12 protein-coding genes are annotated in these 13,758 nt (G+C 70.1%); 10 read left to right on the plus strand and 2 right to left on the minus strand.

Annotation, left to right across the window (positions count from 1 at the left end; all coding sequences use genetic code 11):
* Positions 1 to 48: 48 nt before the first annotated feature.
* Positions 49 to 1,107, minus strand: a complete 1,059-nt coding sequence (locus tag D7Y11_RS45240; RefSeq protein ID WP_120581590.1) for a lipopolysaccharide assembly protein LapB — start codon at positions 1,105 to 1,107, stop codon at positions 49 to 51.
* 131 nt (positions 1,108 to 1,238) lie between these two features.
* On the opposite strand from D7Y11_RS45240, the gene xth reads away from it, so the two are divergent.
* From xth to D7Y11_RS27850, 4 genes are read left to right on the plus strand one after another with little or no spacing between them, the layout of a single operon-like run.
* Positions 1,239 to 2,009: an exodeoxyribonuclease III gene (gene xth / locus D7Y11_RS27835; protein ID WP_120581591.1), complete on the plus strand. Its 771-nt coding sequence runs from the start codon at positions 1,239 to 1,241 to the stop codon at positions 2,007 to 2,009.
* Positions 2,010 to 2,023: 14 nt separating this feature from the next.
* Positions 2,024 to 3,196, plus strand: coding sequence for a threonine synthase (locus D7Y11_RS27840; protein WP_120581592.1), 1,173 nt, complete (start codon positions 2,024 to 2,026; stop codon positions 3,194 to 3,196).
* An 8-nt stretch (positions 3,197 to 3,204) separates the two neighbouring features.
* The gene (locus D7Y11_RS45370) at positions 3,205 to 3,843 is read left to right on the plus strand and encodes a TIGR02269 family lipoprotein (RefSeq protein WP_368773800.1); all 639 of its coding nucleotides are present in this window, start codon (positions 3,205 to 3,207) and stop codon (positions 3,841 to 3,843) included.
* 38 nt (positions 3,844 to 3,881) lie between these two features.
* Positions 3,882 to 4,577, plus strand: a complete 696-nt coding sequence (locus D7Y11_RS27850; protein WP_233597217.1) for a double-CXXCG motif protein — start codon at positions 3,882 to 3,884, stop codon at positions 4,575 to 4,577.
* A gap of 1 nt (position 4,578) precedes the next feature.
* Here the strand turns inward: D7Y11_RS27850 and D7Y11_RS27855 are convergent, their stop codons facing one another.
* Positions 4,579 to 6,969, minus strand: a complete 2,391-nt coding sequence (locus D7Y11_RS27855; protein ID WP_126935215.1) for a glycoside hydrolase family 31 protein — start codon at positions 6,967 to 6,969, stop codon at positions 4,579 to 4,581.
* A gap of 74 nt (positions 6,970 to 7,043) precedes the next feature.
* Here D7Y11_RS27855 and D7Y11_RS27860 point away from each other — a divergent pair, with 74 nt between their 5' ends.
* From D7Y11_RS27860 to dgt, 6 genes are all read left to right on the plus strand, one after another.
* Positions 7,044 to 7,235, plus strand: a complete 192-nt coding sequence (locus D7Y11_RS27860; protein WP_121751894.1) for a hypothetical protein — start codon at positions 7,044 to 7,046, stop codon at positions 7,233 to 7,235.
* Between the two features lie 82 nt (positions 7,236 to 7,317).
* A complete protein-coding gene (locus tag D7Y11_RS27865; RefSeq protein ID WP_126935216.1) occupies positions 7,318 to 7,821 on the plus strand; it encodes a hypothetical protein in 504 nt (167 codons plus the stop codon).
* 134 nt (positions 7,822 to 7,955) lie between these two features.
* The gene (locus D7Y11_RS27870) at positions 7,956 to 9,599 is read left to right on the plus strand and encodes a GMC family oxidoreductase (RefSeq protein WP_126935217.1); all 1,644 of its coding nucleotides are present in this window, start codon (positions 7,956 to 7,958) and stop codon (positions 9,597 to 9,599) included.
* A gap of 346 nt (positions 9,600 to 9,945) precedes the next feature.
* A complete protein-coding gene (locus D7Y11_RS27875) occupies positions 9,946 to 11,364 on the plus strand; it encodes a sensor histidine kinase (RefSeq protein ID WP_233607413.1) in 1,419 nt (472 codons plus the stop codon).
* Between the two features lie 99 nt (positions 11,365 to 11,463).
* The gene (locus D7Y11_RS27880; RefSeq protein ID WP_126935218.1) at positions 11,464 to 12,135 is read left to right on the plus strand and encodes a DUF2378 family protein; all 672 of its coding nucleotides are present in this window, start codon (positions 11,464 to 11,466) and stop codon (positions 12,133 to 12,135) included.
* A gap of 131 nt (positions 12,136 to 12,266) precedes the next feature.
* Positions 12,267 to 13,706, plus strand: a complete 1,440-nt coding sequence (gene dgt, locus D7Y11_RS27885; protein ID WP_126935219.1) for a dGTP triphosphohydrolase — start codon at positions 12,267 to 12,269, stop codon at positions 13,704 to 13,706.
* Positions 13,707 to 13,758: the final 52 nt, after the last annotated feature.

Consider the following 13,758-nt stretch of genomic DNA (forward strand, 5'->3'; position numbering starts at 1 on the left):
CGCCTGGGCCATCCCCCCGGGAACGGCGCTGTTTCCTGGTCGCCCGCCCTACGGCGCGACGGGCGGGAGCGGCTCCGGCAGAGCTGGACCCGCCAGGTCGGCCCGGGCCACGCGGCCCACCCGCTCCGCGTTGACGCGGGCCTGCACGTAGCGGGGCGACAGCCGGGTGGCGGCGGCGTAGGCGGCGCGGGCCTCCTCCAGCCGGCCCAGGCGCTCGCAGGCGACGCCCAGGTTGTTCTGCACGTAGGCCACGTGCGGCAGGAGGCTGGCGGCCTGGGTGAGGACCTCCACTGCGCGAGCGTTGTCGTTGGCGCGCAGGTAGGCGAAGCCCAGGTTGTTGAGCGCGTGGCCGTGCTCGGGATCCAGGTGCACCGCCTGCTGGAAGCGCAGGATGGCGGAGGTGAGCTCATGGGCGCCCAGGTGCGCGCGGCCGAGCACCTGGTACACCTCCGCGTCCTCCGGGTCGCGCAGGAGCGCCTCTTCGCCCACGCGGACGGCGTCCGGGAAACGGCCCTCCGACACCAGCAGCCGCGCCTGCCGCACCAGCGCCCCCGCGTCATGAGGCTCCGCCTGACCCAGCCGGGCGTACGCGTCGATGGCGAGCGTCGTGTCCCCGGCCACCCGGGCCGTGCGCGCCAGCTGCGCCAGGGCGTCCGTGGCGCCCGGGTCGTCGTGCAGCGCGCGGCGCAGCTCCGTCACGGCGCCGGACAGGTCCCCCAGGTCGCGCAGGCCCAGGGCGCGGGCTACGTGGTCCACCCGGCGGGCGTGCGTGTGCGGCAGCGCCAGGGCGTCACCGGGGACGGCGGCGTCGGTGGAGGGCTCCACGGGGGCGGCCTCGTCCACGAGGCGCGGGGCGGCCATCGAGAGCTCGTGGCCCGGGGCCTCCAGGGGAAGGGTGGGAGCCGCGACAGGGGCCTGTCCAGCGCGGGCCTCCATGGCGTGGGAGAGCCAGGGCTTGAGCAGGCGGGGCAGGGGGACGTCCTCCCAGGCGGCGAGCCCCAGGGCGGCGAGCGCGGCGGGGATGAGGGCCTTGCGAAGCGCGGGCGGCACGGTGAAGCGCCGGGAGGAGGCGGTGCGACGGGGCCGGGTGCGCGTCTTCGGGTTCATGGCAATCCCCTATTGCGACCGGTGTGCCAACGGAGTTCCCCTCGGGAGGCCGGCGGGTGTGTCCCTGGGGCCACAGGCGCGAGGGGAAAAGCGTGGCAGGGGCGTGGGCCGCGTGCGACGGTCCGCGCCGCATGCGAATCGCGACCTGGAACGTGAACTCGGTGAGGGCTCGGCAGCAGCGGTTGGTCAACTGGCTGAAGAGCGCCCAACCAGACGTGCTGTGCCTGCAGGAGCTCAAGTGCACCGACGCGGACTTCCCCTTCGACGTGGTGAAGGAGGCGGGCTACTTCGCCGCGGTGCACGGGCAGAAGACGTACAACGGCGTGGCCATCCTGGCGAAGACGGAGCCCACGGACGTCATCCGGGGCCTGTCGGACGGGGTGGATGACACGCACGCGCGCTTCATCAGCGCGACGGTGAACGGCATCCGCGTGGTGAGCGCGTACGCGCCCAACGGGCAGCAGGTGGACTCGCCCGCGTACGTCTACAAGCTGGAGTGGTACCGGCGGCTGCGGAACTACCTGGACACGCGCCACAAGCCGGACGACCTGGTGGTGATGGGCGGGGACTGGAACATCGCGCCGGACCCCATCGACGTGTACGACGTGGCGCAGTGGGAAGGGCAGACGCTCTTCACGTTGCGCGAGCGGGACGCGCTCCAGCAGGTGTGTGCCTTTGGCCTGACGGACGCGTTCCGCAAGCTCTACCCGGACGTGCAGAAGTTCTCCTGGTGGGACTACCGGATGCTGATGTTCCCCAAGAACAAGGGCGTGCGAATCGACCACCTGTTCCTCACGGCGCCGCTGGTGCCCCGGCTCACGGCGTGTGACGTGGACCGCGAGGAGCGCAAGGGGCAGCAGCCGTCGGACCACGCGCCGGTGTGGCTGGAGTTGAAGGACTGAGTAGAGTCGGAGGCATGTCCGTCCTCCGACTTGAATGCACGAAGTGCGACCAGACGTTCGCGCCGGGCAAGGTGTGGAACCTGTGCACGGCGTGTCAGGCGCCGCTGTTCGCGCGCTACGACCTGGAGCGCGCGGCGAAGACGTTGCGCAAGGAAGCGCTGCCCGGACGTGAGCGCTCCATGTGGCGCTACCACGAGGTGCTGCCGGTGGATGACCCGGCGCAGCGCCTGACGTTGGGGGAGGGCTTCACGCCGCTGCTCCCCACGCCCCGGTTGGGCTCACGGCTGGGGTTGAAGCACGTCCTGGTGAAGGACGAGAGCGGCAACCCGACGGGCTCCTTCAAGGCGCGGGGCCTGTCCGCCGCGGTGTCCATGGCGAAGGCGCTGGGCGCGAAGGCGGTGTGTCTGCCCTCCGCGGGGAACGCGGGCAGCGCGCTGGCTGCGTACGCGGCGCGCGGCGGGCTGGAGGCGCACGTCTTCGTGCCGAAGGACATCGCGTCGCTGTTCCTGATGGAGACGCGGGCCTACGGCGCGCACGTGGAGACGGTGGACGGACTCATCTCCGACGCGGGCCGGGTGTGCGCGGGGCTGGCGAAGGAGCATGGCTGGTACGAGTGCGCCACGCTGAAGGAGCCCTACCGGGTCGAGGGCAAGAAGACGATGGGCTACGAGCTGGCGGAGCAGCTCGGGTGGACGCTGCCGGACGTCATCCTCTATCCGACGGGTGGAGGCACGGGGCTCATCGGGATGTGGAAGGCCTTCGAGGAGATGGAGGCGATGGGGCTGATTGATTCGAAGCGGCCCCGGATGGTGGCGGTGCAGGCGGAAGGTTGCGCGCCCATCGTGAAGGCGCACGCGGAAGGCAAGCCGGACGCGCCCATGTGGCAGGGCGCGACGACGCACGCGCACGGCCTGCGGGTGCCCAAGGCGCTGGGGGACTTTCTCATCCTGCGCGCGGTGAAGGACAGCCACGGCACGGCGGTGTCGGTGACGGAGGAGGAGATCGTCCAGGGCACGAAGGACGCCGCCGCGGCGGAAGGGCTGTTCATGGCGCCGGAGGGTGGCGCGTGCGTGGCGGCGCTCAAGAAGCTTCAGGCCGCCGGGGACGTGAAGCCGGAGGAGACGGTGGTCGTGTTCAACACGGGCACGGGCTTCAAGTACGTGGAGAACATGGCGCCGCTGTGGTGAGCCGCATGATGACGAGGCTCTTCGCGGTGGGTTTGTGCGTGTTGCTGACAGGTTGCGCGTCCGCGCCCTTGCCGGCGCTGGAGGACTGGGGCGCGGCGGAGGATGACGCCTGCGAGGGGCACGACCGGTGTGTGGCGCTGGTCTGTGCTGACGACCTCTGCGGGCTGTATCACTGTGAAGACACCGGTGTGTTGCTGGCACGGGGAGGCATCCGGCCTCCCGTGTCGTCAGCGGCACCTGGTTCAGGTCCCCGGCGCAATTGGGGCAGTGCCCAGCCGCTTCCAGGGGACCGCGAAGCCATCTTCGTCATCCGTTGGTACAACCATCCCGCGCCTCCTCCGCCACCGGATGGCAGGAGGCCTTCCGGCTCGGGATGGGTCAAGCATCATCTCTACCCTCAAGAGGAACGCCTCGCGGAGTTCTTCTGGCGGAGGGGAAGAATCAACGTGCATGACTTCACGATGGTCATTCCCCGTGCGGAGCACGTACGAATCCATGGGCCGGGAGGGCGGGGTGGTCCCTGGAATCAGACGTGGCGTGACTTCGCTCGTAAGAACACGAATGCGACTCCGAAGGAGATCCAGGACCAACTGGCTCGGATGATCGTTGACTTCAACATCATGGGACCCATTGTTTCCTACTATTAGCTTCGCTAGTCGCCGGAGGATCCGTGAGGTTCTTTGAAGTGAATGCTGCGAAAGGGGCGCGCTTCACCGGATTCATCGATGGCGCGCACCGATGGGGATTGCCGGGAGGGTTGTGTCCTGTGTGTGGGTCCAGCCCTGGTGGACTGGGAGAGGCATATCCCTCCGTGGATCTCTCGGGCTGGGCCCATAGGGGAGAGCTCGCGGAAGCACGGCAGGTTCCGCTCGAGGAGTACGAGCGACTGCGTGATCTCGTCCGGCTTCAGGTGCCCTTCGAGGCGCCATTGCTGCCAGGGGCCGAGTTCGGGCCTCTCATCGGCAAGGCCTCCGGCAAGTGGAGTGCGCTCGATCTGTATGACCCTTGGACCCTGGTGATGCGGAGCGAGATCGTGGACCTGCTGCGTGAGGCAGGCATCGCCCTTCGCGCGAGCAAGATGGACCTGCGCTTTCGGAGCAAGGTCGAGGTGGAGCTGCGGGAGGTCGAGATCCATTGCCGAGGCCGACTGCACGACAGCTGCTTCCCGGGCGGGCGGGAACGCCCCTGCGAACGGTGCGGGCGGCAAGGAGGCAGTTATCCCGACGCCCCCATTCTCGATGGGCGCACTCTGACCGGCGACCTGGACCTGTTCCGCCTCAGCGACTACACGACCATCATCATCGCCACGGAGCGCTTCGTGGACGCCGTGAATCGCTTCGGATTCGAAGGCGTCGTGTTCAAGGAGCTCCCCGTCCTCTGATTTACGGAGCCACGTCCAGTCGCGTCCAATCCGCGGCGACCTGGAGCTCCAGCACGCCGTCCTCGAAACGGTGTGCCTGCGCTCCCGTCACCTTTCGCACGGACGTCAATCCATACACCCGGATCGTCTCCTCCGTCCGTGCCCGCGCGAGCGTTCCCGCCTCGCTCCGCTCCAATCGCAGCATTCCATCCGTCACACCGCCGCGCAGCGCCGTGAGCCGTGACGCACCGTAGCCGTCTCCCGCGTCCTCGTAGAGCCGGCCGTGGATCTCCGGCGCCGCGTGCACGTGCCACTCCAGGTGCTTCCAGTTCGCGTCCGTGGTGTGCATCGCGGGCCGTGTCAGCGCCACCGCGCCTCCCGCGCGCAGCCACACCGGCACCGTGTCCAGTGGCCCGTTCGCGATGACGTGCTGCCCTCCCTCGCGCACCTCCCCTGTCCACTCCAGTCCTGGCCACTCCAACCATGCACCCGCTGGCAGGTACGCCAGTCGCTTCGTCTGCCCGGGCCGCACCACCGGCGCCACCAGCAGGTCCCTTCCGAACAGGAACTGATCGAACGCGCCCGCAGCCTCCGCGTCCCCGGGCGCCTCCATCAACAGCGGCCTCAGCGGCGCGATCCCCGTCTCCGACGCTTCGTGCATCAGCGTGTACAGCGTGGGCAGGAGCCGGTACCGCCGCTCCAGCGCCGCTCGCGCCAGCGTCAGGTAGGGCTCTCCGAACCGCCACGGCTCCTGCGGCGACGTTCCCTTGCCCGCGTGGTTGCGCATCAGCGGGTAGAACGTGCCCGTCTGCATCCAGCGCACCAGCAGCTCGCCGTTCGCCCGGCCGATGAAGCCCGGGATGTCCACCCCCGTGAGCGCCACCGCCGCCAGGCCCAATCCCATCAACATGGGCAGCGACGTCTCCAGCTGCGTCCAGTGGCTGGAGTTGTCCCCCGTCCACACCGCCGAGTAGCGCTGGATGCCAGCGAAGCCCGCCCGCGTCAGCAGGAACGGCCGGGCCTCTGGACGCAGCTCGCGCAAGCCCTCGAACGCGCCCTTCGCCATGCCCAGCGCGTAGACGTTGTGCACCTCCAGGTGCCGCTTCTCCCCGTGACGCGCGTCGTACGGCAGCGTCTTGCCCTCCACCTGGCCAATGCCTTCCGCGCGCTCGCTCGTCAGCGTGAGGATGCCCACGTCCGGCTGCACCCCGAAACACGACGGCTCGTTCATGTCGTTCCAGAACCCCGCCACGCCCATCGCCACGAAGCCGCGATGCAAGCCTCCCCACCAGCGCTGCACCTCCGGCCGCGTCAGGTCCGGGAACACCGCGGGCTTGGGCCACACCTCGCCCACCAGCACTCCGCCCCGGTCGTAGCGCACCAGGTAGTCGCGCGCCTTCGCGTCCTCGTACACGTTCCAGCCCGGCTCCAGCTTCAAGGCCGGGTCGATGATGGGCACCAGCCGCACGCCCTGCGCCGCCGCCTCGCGCACCAGGCCGGCCGGGTCCGGATATCGCGCGCTGTCCCAGGTCCAGACCTTGTACCCATCCATGTAATCGATATCGAGATACACGCAGTCCAGCGGCAGGTTCCGCTGCCGGTAGCCCTGGATGACGCCCCGGATGTCTTGCGCGTTCTCGTAGCCCCAGCGGCTCTGCTGCGCGCCCAGGCTCCACAGCGGGGGCAGGGGAGGCCGCCCCGTCAGCGCCGCGTACCTTCGCACCACGTCCGCGGGCATGGGTCCCGCGAAGAGGTAGCAGTCCAGCTCCGGCCCCCACGACTCCCACGCCACCCGCGACGCGTCCGCCAGCGCCACGTCCACCTCCGAGCGCCAGGACTCGTCCAGGAAGAACCCCCACGCCACGCCGTCGCGCAGGCCCACGAAGAACGGGATGGACTGGTAGAGCGGATCCGTGTCCGGGTGGTGCGGCACCACGTCCGTGTTCCAGAACGTGAAGTGCATGCCGCGCTTGTCCAGCGGCCCCACCTTCTCGCCGAACCCCAGGTAGCGCTCCCCCTCCGGCGCCCGCAGCTTCAGCCGCGCGCGGTGCCGGCTCATCGGATACGCGGCCTGCACCTCCCCGGACACATCCACGCAACGCGCCAGCTCCCGCCCCTTCGCGTCCTGGAAGCGCCACGTCCCCGACTCCGTATCCACCTCCAGGGACACGCCCTCCGCCGTCACCCGCGTGCGCTCGCCGTCGCGCTCGACCTTCAGGGGGTGGCCCCCTTCGGCGATGACGGACCAGGACCGCTTGCCGGGCAGTTCGGGATGGAGGAAGCCGATCTCCGACGACACCGGCGCGTGCCTCAACCGCAGCACTCCGGGCAGCGGACACGACACCTCCAGGACGGCATGCCGGCCGGACAGGCGCAGCCGGTGGGGTTCGACGTGGGCGTCAGTGACGTGCATGCCTCGCAATCTAGGGAGCGCGCGCGGCCCGCACCCGCCTTTCCTCCCGGGCTCGTGCGATGCTGTGCACTGCCATGACGCCGCCACCTGATCCGCTGCCGTTCCCGGACAGCCTCTGCCACCGCTGCGCCGCGCCGCCCCGCTACGTCCAGACCCGGACCTCCACCTTCATCATGTGTCCGCTCCTGCCCCAGAAGTACGCGCCCCAGCCCGTGCGCGCGTGCTCTCTCTTCCGTCCCACCGAACCCGGCGCCACACCCGCCTGACTCTGGTGGCGAGCAGGCAGCGGGGCGAAAAGGCCATTCCCCGCGCGGCATCCGTACCTTTGTCACAAGCAAAGGAGCCTTCATGGCCAGCCGTCGGAAGACCCACGCCGCCCCCCGGCGCAAGCACGCCGCCGCCACGCCCGCGAAACGCGCCGCGCGCAAGAGCCATGCGTCCGCCAGCGCCAGCGGCCGGTATACGAACCCCGCGCTGCGCGAGCGCCTCAAGAAACGCATCATGAAGAGCGACAAGGGCGGCCGCGCCGGCCAATGGAGCGCGCGCAAGGCCCAGCTCCTCGCCGCTGAATACAAGAAGGCCGGCGGCGGCTACCGGGGGGCTCGCGGCACCTCGCAGCGCCACCTGTCGTCCTGGACGAAGGAGAAGTGGGGCACCCAGGACGGCGGCACCCGCGCCCGCCACGGCCGCACCACCGCGCGCTACCTGCCCAAGGAGGCCTGGGCCCACCTGAGCCCGGCCCAGAAGAAGGCCACCGAGCGACGCAAGCGCACCGGCTCCCGGGCGGGCCGCCAGTTCGTCGCCAACACGCCCGCCGCACGCCGGGCGAGGAAGCAGGCCACGAAGCGCTAGCCCACGTCCCGGGGCCCTCCGTTCATTCCGGAGGCGTGCGACAGGTCCCGCCAGGCCGGCTCGCGCTCGTGGCATAGAGTGCGGACCTCCTGGAGGCGGGAAGCCCACACGCTCCGGGAGACGGAGAGGACGTCATGGACTGCGACTGGCTCATCATCGGCTCGGGGTTTGGCGGCAGCGTCAGCGCGTTGCGGCTCGTCGAGAAGGGCTATCGCGTGGTGATGCTGGAGAAGGGCCGGCGCCTCCAGGGCCAGGACTTCCCCAAGTCCAACTGGAACCTGAAGCGCTGGCTGTGGATGCCGCGGCTCGGGTGGCGCGGCCTCTTCAAGATGACCTTCTTCCGCCACGTCACCGTGCTGTCCGGCGTCGGCGTGGGCGGCGGCTCGCTCGTCTACGCCAACACGCTGCCCATCCCGCGGGACGACTTCTTCGACGCCGCCTCCTGGGGCCACCTGGCGCCGTGGAAGGAGGAACTCGCGCCGCACTACGTGACCGCGCGCCGCATGCTGGGCGCCACCGTCAATCCGCTCAACACCTTCCCCGACCAGGTCCTGCGTGAAGTGGGAGAGGACCTGAGCCGCCCCGACTTCCAGTCCACCACCGTGGCCGTCTACTTCGGCGAGCCCGGCGTCACCGTGAAGGACCCGTACTTCGGCGGCGAGGGCCCGGACCGCACCGGCTGCAACGCGTGCGGCGGCTGCATGCTGGGCTGCCGCAACAACGCCAAGAACACGCTCGACAAGAACTACCTCTACTTCGCGGAGAAGAAGGGCCTCACCCTCCACGCGGACACGGAGGTGACGTGGGTGCGCCCCCTGCCCGATGGCGATGGTTACGAGGTGACGGCGAAGCAGGGCACCGGCTTCTTCAAGAAGACGCGCCGCTTCACCGCGAAGCACGTCATCTTCGCGGGCGGCGTGCTGGGCACCATGGACCTGTTGCTCAAGCTCAAGGCCGCGCCAGACGGCCTGCCCCAACTCTCCGAGCGCGTGGGCGACGGCGTGCGCACCAACTCCGAGGCGCTCATCGGCGTCATCAGCGGCAAGAAGCAGAAGGACCGCGACCTGTCCCGGGGCATCGCCATCGGGTCCATCCTCCACACCGACGAGCACTCGCACCTGGAGCCCGTGCGCTACCCCGCGGGCTCCGGCTTCTTCCGCCTGCTCATGGCCCCCCACGTCCCCGGCGCCACCGCGTGGTCTCGCGTGGCCCGGCTGGTCGGGCTGCTCGCGCGCCGGCCCGTGCGCTTCCTCCAGGCCTTCTTCGTCCCGGACTTCGCGCGCCGCACGATGATCCTCTTGTACATGCGCACCATGGAGGGCCACCTGCGCATGCGCCGCGGCCGTGCGCTCACCACCGGCTTCCGCTCCGGCCTCACCACCGGCCTGCAGGAAGGCCCCGCGCCCACCGCGAACATGCCGGAGGCCTTCGACCTGGCGAAGCGCGTGTCCGACAAGCTGGATGGCTACCCCATGACCATGGTCAGCGAAACGCTCATGGGCATCCCGACCACCGCGCACATCCTGGGCGGCGCGTGCATGGGGGACTCGCCAACGACAGGCGCCATCGACGCACGCCACCGCTTGTATGGCTATGAAGGGCTGTACGTGGTGGATGGCGCGGCCATCTCCGCCAACCCAGGCGTGAATCCCTCACTCACCATCGCCGCGCTCGCCGAGCGCGCCATGACCTTCATCCCCGCCGCCCGGGAGCTGCCCCGGGGCGACACGGACGCCACGCTCGAAACACCCTCGCGCGCCCACGCCGCCATCTCCTGACACCGCCCGCGGGGCGTGTACGCGGATGCCCCCTGTGCCCCCTTGGGACCTGGGGGCGGGCACCATTGGTCAGACGTGAGCGCGGGCCTTGTACTCCGGTCCTGATTTCGGCGTGTCCGGTGGACGCGGGAATGCCCCGCTTGTCATTGTTGGCTGCGAATGCACGGGCTGGCGCCACCCCGGCGCTGTCCCTCTCCGTCGGTATTGGAGCCGACAGTGTTCAGGCACCGGCACTTCACGTGCCCCCAGGCAGCATGGCTGGCCTGGAGAGTCCCGTGTAGTTCATGTTTTACATGATTATCCGTTTTCGCCATCAGCCCGGTCAGGTGAAGAGATGACTTCGTCCATGTCAGCCTTTTCCATTCATGTTCCGGTGAATGTCTCTCCAGGCCTGGAGGACCGGGCCGCGGCGCTGCTGGCGTTGCAGTTGCGCGAGTCGCGCAAGCGGGTGGATGGCCTGTTCACCTGGCTGATGTTGGGGCAGTGGGCGGCGGCGGTGCTGGTGGCGGTGTTCGTGTCTCCCTATGGGTGGGAGGGCAAGGTGCGCGCGCTGCACCTGCACGTGCAGACGGCGGTGCTGCTGGGCGCGGCGCTGAGCGTGTTCCCGGTGATGCTCACGCGGCTGCACGCGGGGGAGACGGCGACGCGCCACGTGGTGGCCATCAGTCAGATGCTCTGGTCCGCGCTGCTCATCCACCTGACGGGGGGCCGCATCGAGACGCACTTCCACATCTTCGGCTCGCTGGCGGTGTTGTCATTCTACCGCGACCCGAAGGTGCTGCTCACCGCCAGCCTGGCCATCGTCGTGGACCACTGCATGCGGGGCGCGCTGTGGCCGGAGTCCGTCTACGGACAGCCGCACCCGGAGGGGTGGCGCTTCCTGGAGCATGCGTTCTGGGTGGCCGCCATCGACGTGGTGCTGGTTGTCGCCTGCCGGGACGCGCTGCGCGAGCTGGGAGAGCGGGCCGGGCGTCAGGCCCTGGCGGAGGTCACCCTCGAGGAGGAGCTGGCGCTGCGCGTGGGGCAGCTGGACGCCGCCGTGCGCGAGGTGCACGCCGTCCGCGGCCACGTGGAGCAGATGGAGCGGCTGGCGTCGCTGGGGCAGCTCACCGCCAGCGTCAGCCACGAGCTGCGCAACCCGCTGGCGGCCGCGCGCACCGCGCATGCGTTCGTCCAGCGCCGGCTGCGCAGGGTGGAGACCTCCCCCACGGATCCGCGCATCGCGCGCTTCCTGGACATCATCGACCGGGAGCTGCAGGCGTGCTCGGTCATCATCTCCGACCTGCTGGACTACGCGAAGGGCCGGCCTCCGCGCCGCACGCCCTGTCCGCTCAAGCCATTGGTGGAAGAGGCCATCAGCGTGGTGCCGCGCCGCGAGGGCGTGCGCGTGCACATCCAGGTCCCGGATGGGCTGCCGGTGCCGTGCCTGGACCGCGAACAGTTCCGCCAGGTGCTGGTCAACCTCATCCAGAACGCGGTGGAGTCCATTCCGGCGGAGCGCTCCGGGACGGTCTGCGTGCACGCCGATGCATTGGGGGATGGCGGCTGGAGCCTGCGCGTGACGGACGACGGGCCGGGCATCCCCGCGTCGCTCCTGGAGCGCATCTTCGAGCCCATGTTCACCACCAAGCTGCGCGGCACCGGGCTGGGGCTCGCCATCGTGAAGCGGCTGGTGCAGGGACATGGCGCGCGCATCCAGGCGGAGAGCGACTTCGGCCATGGCTCGCGCTTCACCGTCCTCCTCCCTGAAGCGTCTCTTCCCTGAGGCGTGCGCGCCGGCTGCCGCGGCGCATCCCTGAAGAGAGCAGTGGCACGTAGGCGATTCGCACGTGGGGCGTGGGCTCACGCGATAACGGAGGCAGGCATGCAGGCACAGGCGAAGCCGTACCCGGAGGCGGGTGCGGTGGAGGCGGACTGGGCGGTGCGGCGCATGGCGGCGACGGAGCTGGACACCGCCCGGGGGATGTTCTTCCTGGGGGTGCTGGAGACGGTGCGCACCGGCGTGGGTGAGGAGGCGGTGGCCGCCTGCCGGGCCGTCACCGACGAGCGCCGCTTCGTGGGCTTCTTCAACTACCCGGTGGCCAGCTTCCTCAAGCTGGCGCAGGTGGCGGCGCGGCAGTTGTCACCCCGGTGGGGCGGGTTCGACGAAGCGCTGCGGCAGATGGGGATGCAGGCCACGCGAAGCTTCCTGGAGTCCGCGGTGGGGCGCACGTTCCTGCTCCTCGCCGCGGGCGACCCGCGCAAGCTCGTCACGAACCTGCCGTCCGGCTACCAGATGGCGGTGAGCTACGGGGCGCGCACCGTCGACTGGAAGGGAGAGGGGGACGCGCTGTTCGTCATGCGGCGCGACTTCATGCCGCCGGCGTATCACGAGGGGGTGCTGCGCGAGGTGCTCACCATGGTGGGGGCTCGGAACCCGCGGGTGCATGGGCGCAAGCTGGGCCTGCTGGACACCGAGTACCACATCACCTGGGAGGTGCCTGTCGCGCTGCCCACGGAACCCCCCAAGCCGTCCCGCTGGCGGGTGTTCCAGTAGGGCGCGCGGGGGACCGGGAGTTGGGGCCCGGTCCCCCAGGGCGTCGCGCTCTGGATGGCGCGGGAACTTGCGCCCCCGGTGCGGGGGAGCACGATGGCGGGGCTCTCCTCGCACCGGGAGGTCTCTTCCTCGTGAGCAGCAGTGACAATCAGGAACGGACGGAGCGCTGGCGGCGGCTCCTGTCGGACATCCGCGTCGGGTCGGGACCTCGCTCTTCGCAGGCGGAGGATGCGCACCGGCAGCTCGACGAGCGCAACGACTACTCGCGGGACTACGACCGCATCGTCTTCTCCAGCGAGTTCCGCTGCCTGCACGACAAGACGCAGGTGTTCCCGCTGTCGACGAGCGACTACACGCGCACGCGCCTCACGCACAGCATCGAGGCGTCCTGCGTGGGCCGCTCGCTGGGCCATCAGGCCGGGCTGCGGTTGAAGCTGCAGGGCGTGGAGTTGGACCCATCGCACCTGGGCACCATCGTGGCGGCGGCGTGCCTGGCGCACGACATCGGCAACCCGCCGTTCGGCCACTCCGGAGAGGCGGCCATCCAGCACTGGGTGGGCCAGCGGCTCTCGCGGCCAGGGGAGGGGACGAAGAGCCCGTTCGCGACGGAGGCCGAGTGGCGCGACCTGTGCGACTTCGAGGGCAACGCTCAGGGTTTCCGCATCCTCAACCGGCTCCAGTCGCGCGAGCGCCGGGGCGGGCTTCGCTACACCGCCGCGACGCTGGGGGCCATGAGCAAGTACCCGCGTCCGTCGGTGCTGCCCGGCTCGCGGCAGAAGACGAAGGGCGTCGTGTCGGAGAAGAAGTTCGGTTACTTCCAGGACGACGTCGACCTGGCGCTGGAGGCGTACCGCGCCACGGGCCTGCGCGAGCGCGAGCCCGGCGTGTTCAGCCGCCACCCGCTGGCCTTCCTCGTCGAGGCGGCGGACGACATCTGCTACGCGGTCATCGACCTGGAGGACTCCGCGAAGCTGGGGCTCGTGTCCATGGAGCGCGCGTGCCAGCTCTTGGAGTCGGTGCTGCCGGAGCCCTCGGTCCGCAAGCCGCCCCGGCACCTGGAGACGCGGATGGCGCAGGCGCGGGCCCGGGCCATCGGGAAGCTCATCCCCAAGTGCGTGGAGGCCTTCGTGGAGCACGCGCACGACCTGGAGGCGGGGCGGACGGAGACGTCGCTCACCGCGCTCAAGCCCGACGTGCGCGCGCAGCTGGAGGAGATCACCGACTTCACCCGCGAGCATGGCTACTGGAGCGAGCGCGTGCTCCAGATTGAGAGCGCGGGCTTCAAGACGCTGGGCGGCCTGCTGGACATGTTCGCCCTGTCGGTGGTGGCGGAGTCCCCCAACGCGGAGGAGAAGAAGCTGCGGCAGCTGCTGCCCATGGAGTGCTTCCAGCGCCCGGAGTTCGCGGCGGCGGATGAAGCGGCGCAGAAGCCGCTCCGCAGGGACGAGGCCATCCAGCGGCTCACGCCGTACCAGCGGCTCTTGTGCGTGACGGACTACATCACCGGCCTGTCGGACAGCCGCGCGGTGGAGCTGTACCAGCGCCTGTCTGGCATCCAGCTGCCCACGTAGGCCCTCGGGCGTCCGGAACGTGCGGCGCCGGCCGCCGGGCGCTACGCTTCAT

It is taken from the genome of Corallococcus sp. AB018 (assembly GCF_003986945.1).
Taxonomy (GTDB): domain Bacteria; phylum Myxococcota; class Myxococcia; order Myxococcales; family Myxococcaceae; genus Corallococcus; species Corallococcus exiguus.

What these genes read in the sequence shown, in the direction of transcription:
- D7Y11_RS45370 (WP_368773800.1), top strand. Translation starts at nt 3,205, where the DNA reads ATGACGAGGCTCTTCGCGGTGGGTTTGTGCGTGTTGCTGACAGGTTGC.
- D7Y11_RS27840 (WP_120581592.1), top strand. Translation starts at nt 2,024, where the DNA reads ATGTCCGTCCTCCGACTTGAATGCACGAAGTGCGACCAGACGTTCGCG.
- D7Y11_RS27860 (WP_121751894.1), top strand. Translation starts at nt 7,044, where the DNA reads ATGACGCCGCCACCTGATCCGCTGCCGTTCCCGGACAGCCTCTGCCAC.
- xth (WP_120581591.1), top strand. Translation starts at nt 1,239, where the DNA reads ATGCGAATCGCGACCTGGAACGTGAACTCGGTGAGGGCTCGGCAGCAG.
- D7Y11_RS27855 (WP_126935215.1), bottom strand. Translation starts at nt 6,969, where the DNA reads ATGCACGTCACTGACGCCCACGTCGAACCCCACCGGCTGCGCCTGTCC.
- D7Y11_RS45240 (WP_120581590.1), bottom strand. Translation starts at nt 1,107, where the DNA reads ATGAACCCGAAGACGCGCACCCGGCCCCGTCGCACCGCCTCCTCCCGG.
- D7Y11_RS27870 (WP_126935217.1), top strand. Translation starts at nt 7,956, where the DNA reads ATGGACTGCGACTGGCTCATCATCGGCTCGGGGTTTGGCGGCAGCGTC.
- D7Y11_RS27875 (WP_233607413.1), top strand. Translation starts at nt 9,946, where the DNA reads ATGTCAGCCTTTTCCATTCATGTTCCGGTGAATGTCTCTCCAGGCCTG.
- D7Y11_RS27880 (WP_126935218.1), top strand. Translation starts at nt 11,464, where the DNA reads ATGCAGGCACAGGCGAAGCCGTACCCGGAGGCGGGTGCGGTGGAGGCG.
- D7Y11_RS27865 (WP_126935216.1), top strand. Translation starts at nt 7,318, where the DNA reads ATGGCCAGCCGTCGGAAGACCCACGCCGCCCCCCGGCGCAAGCACGCC.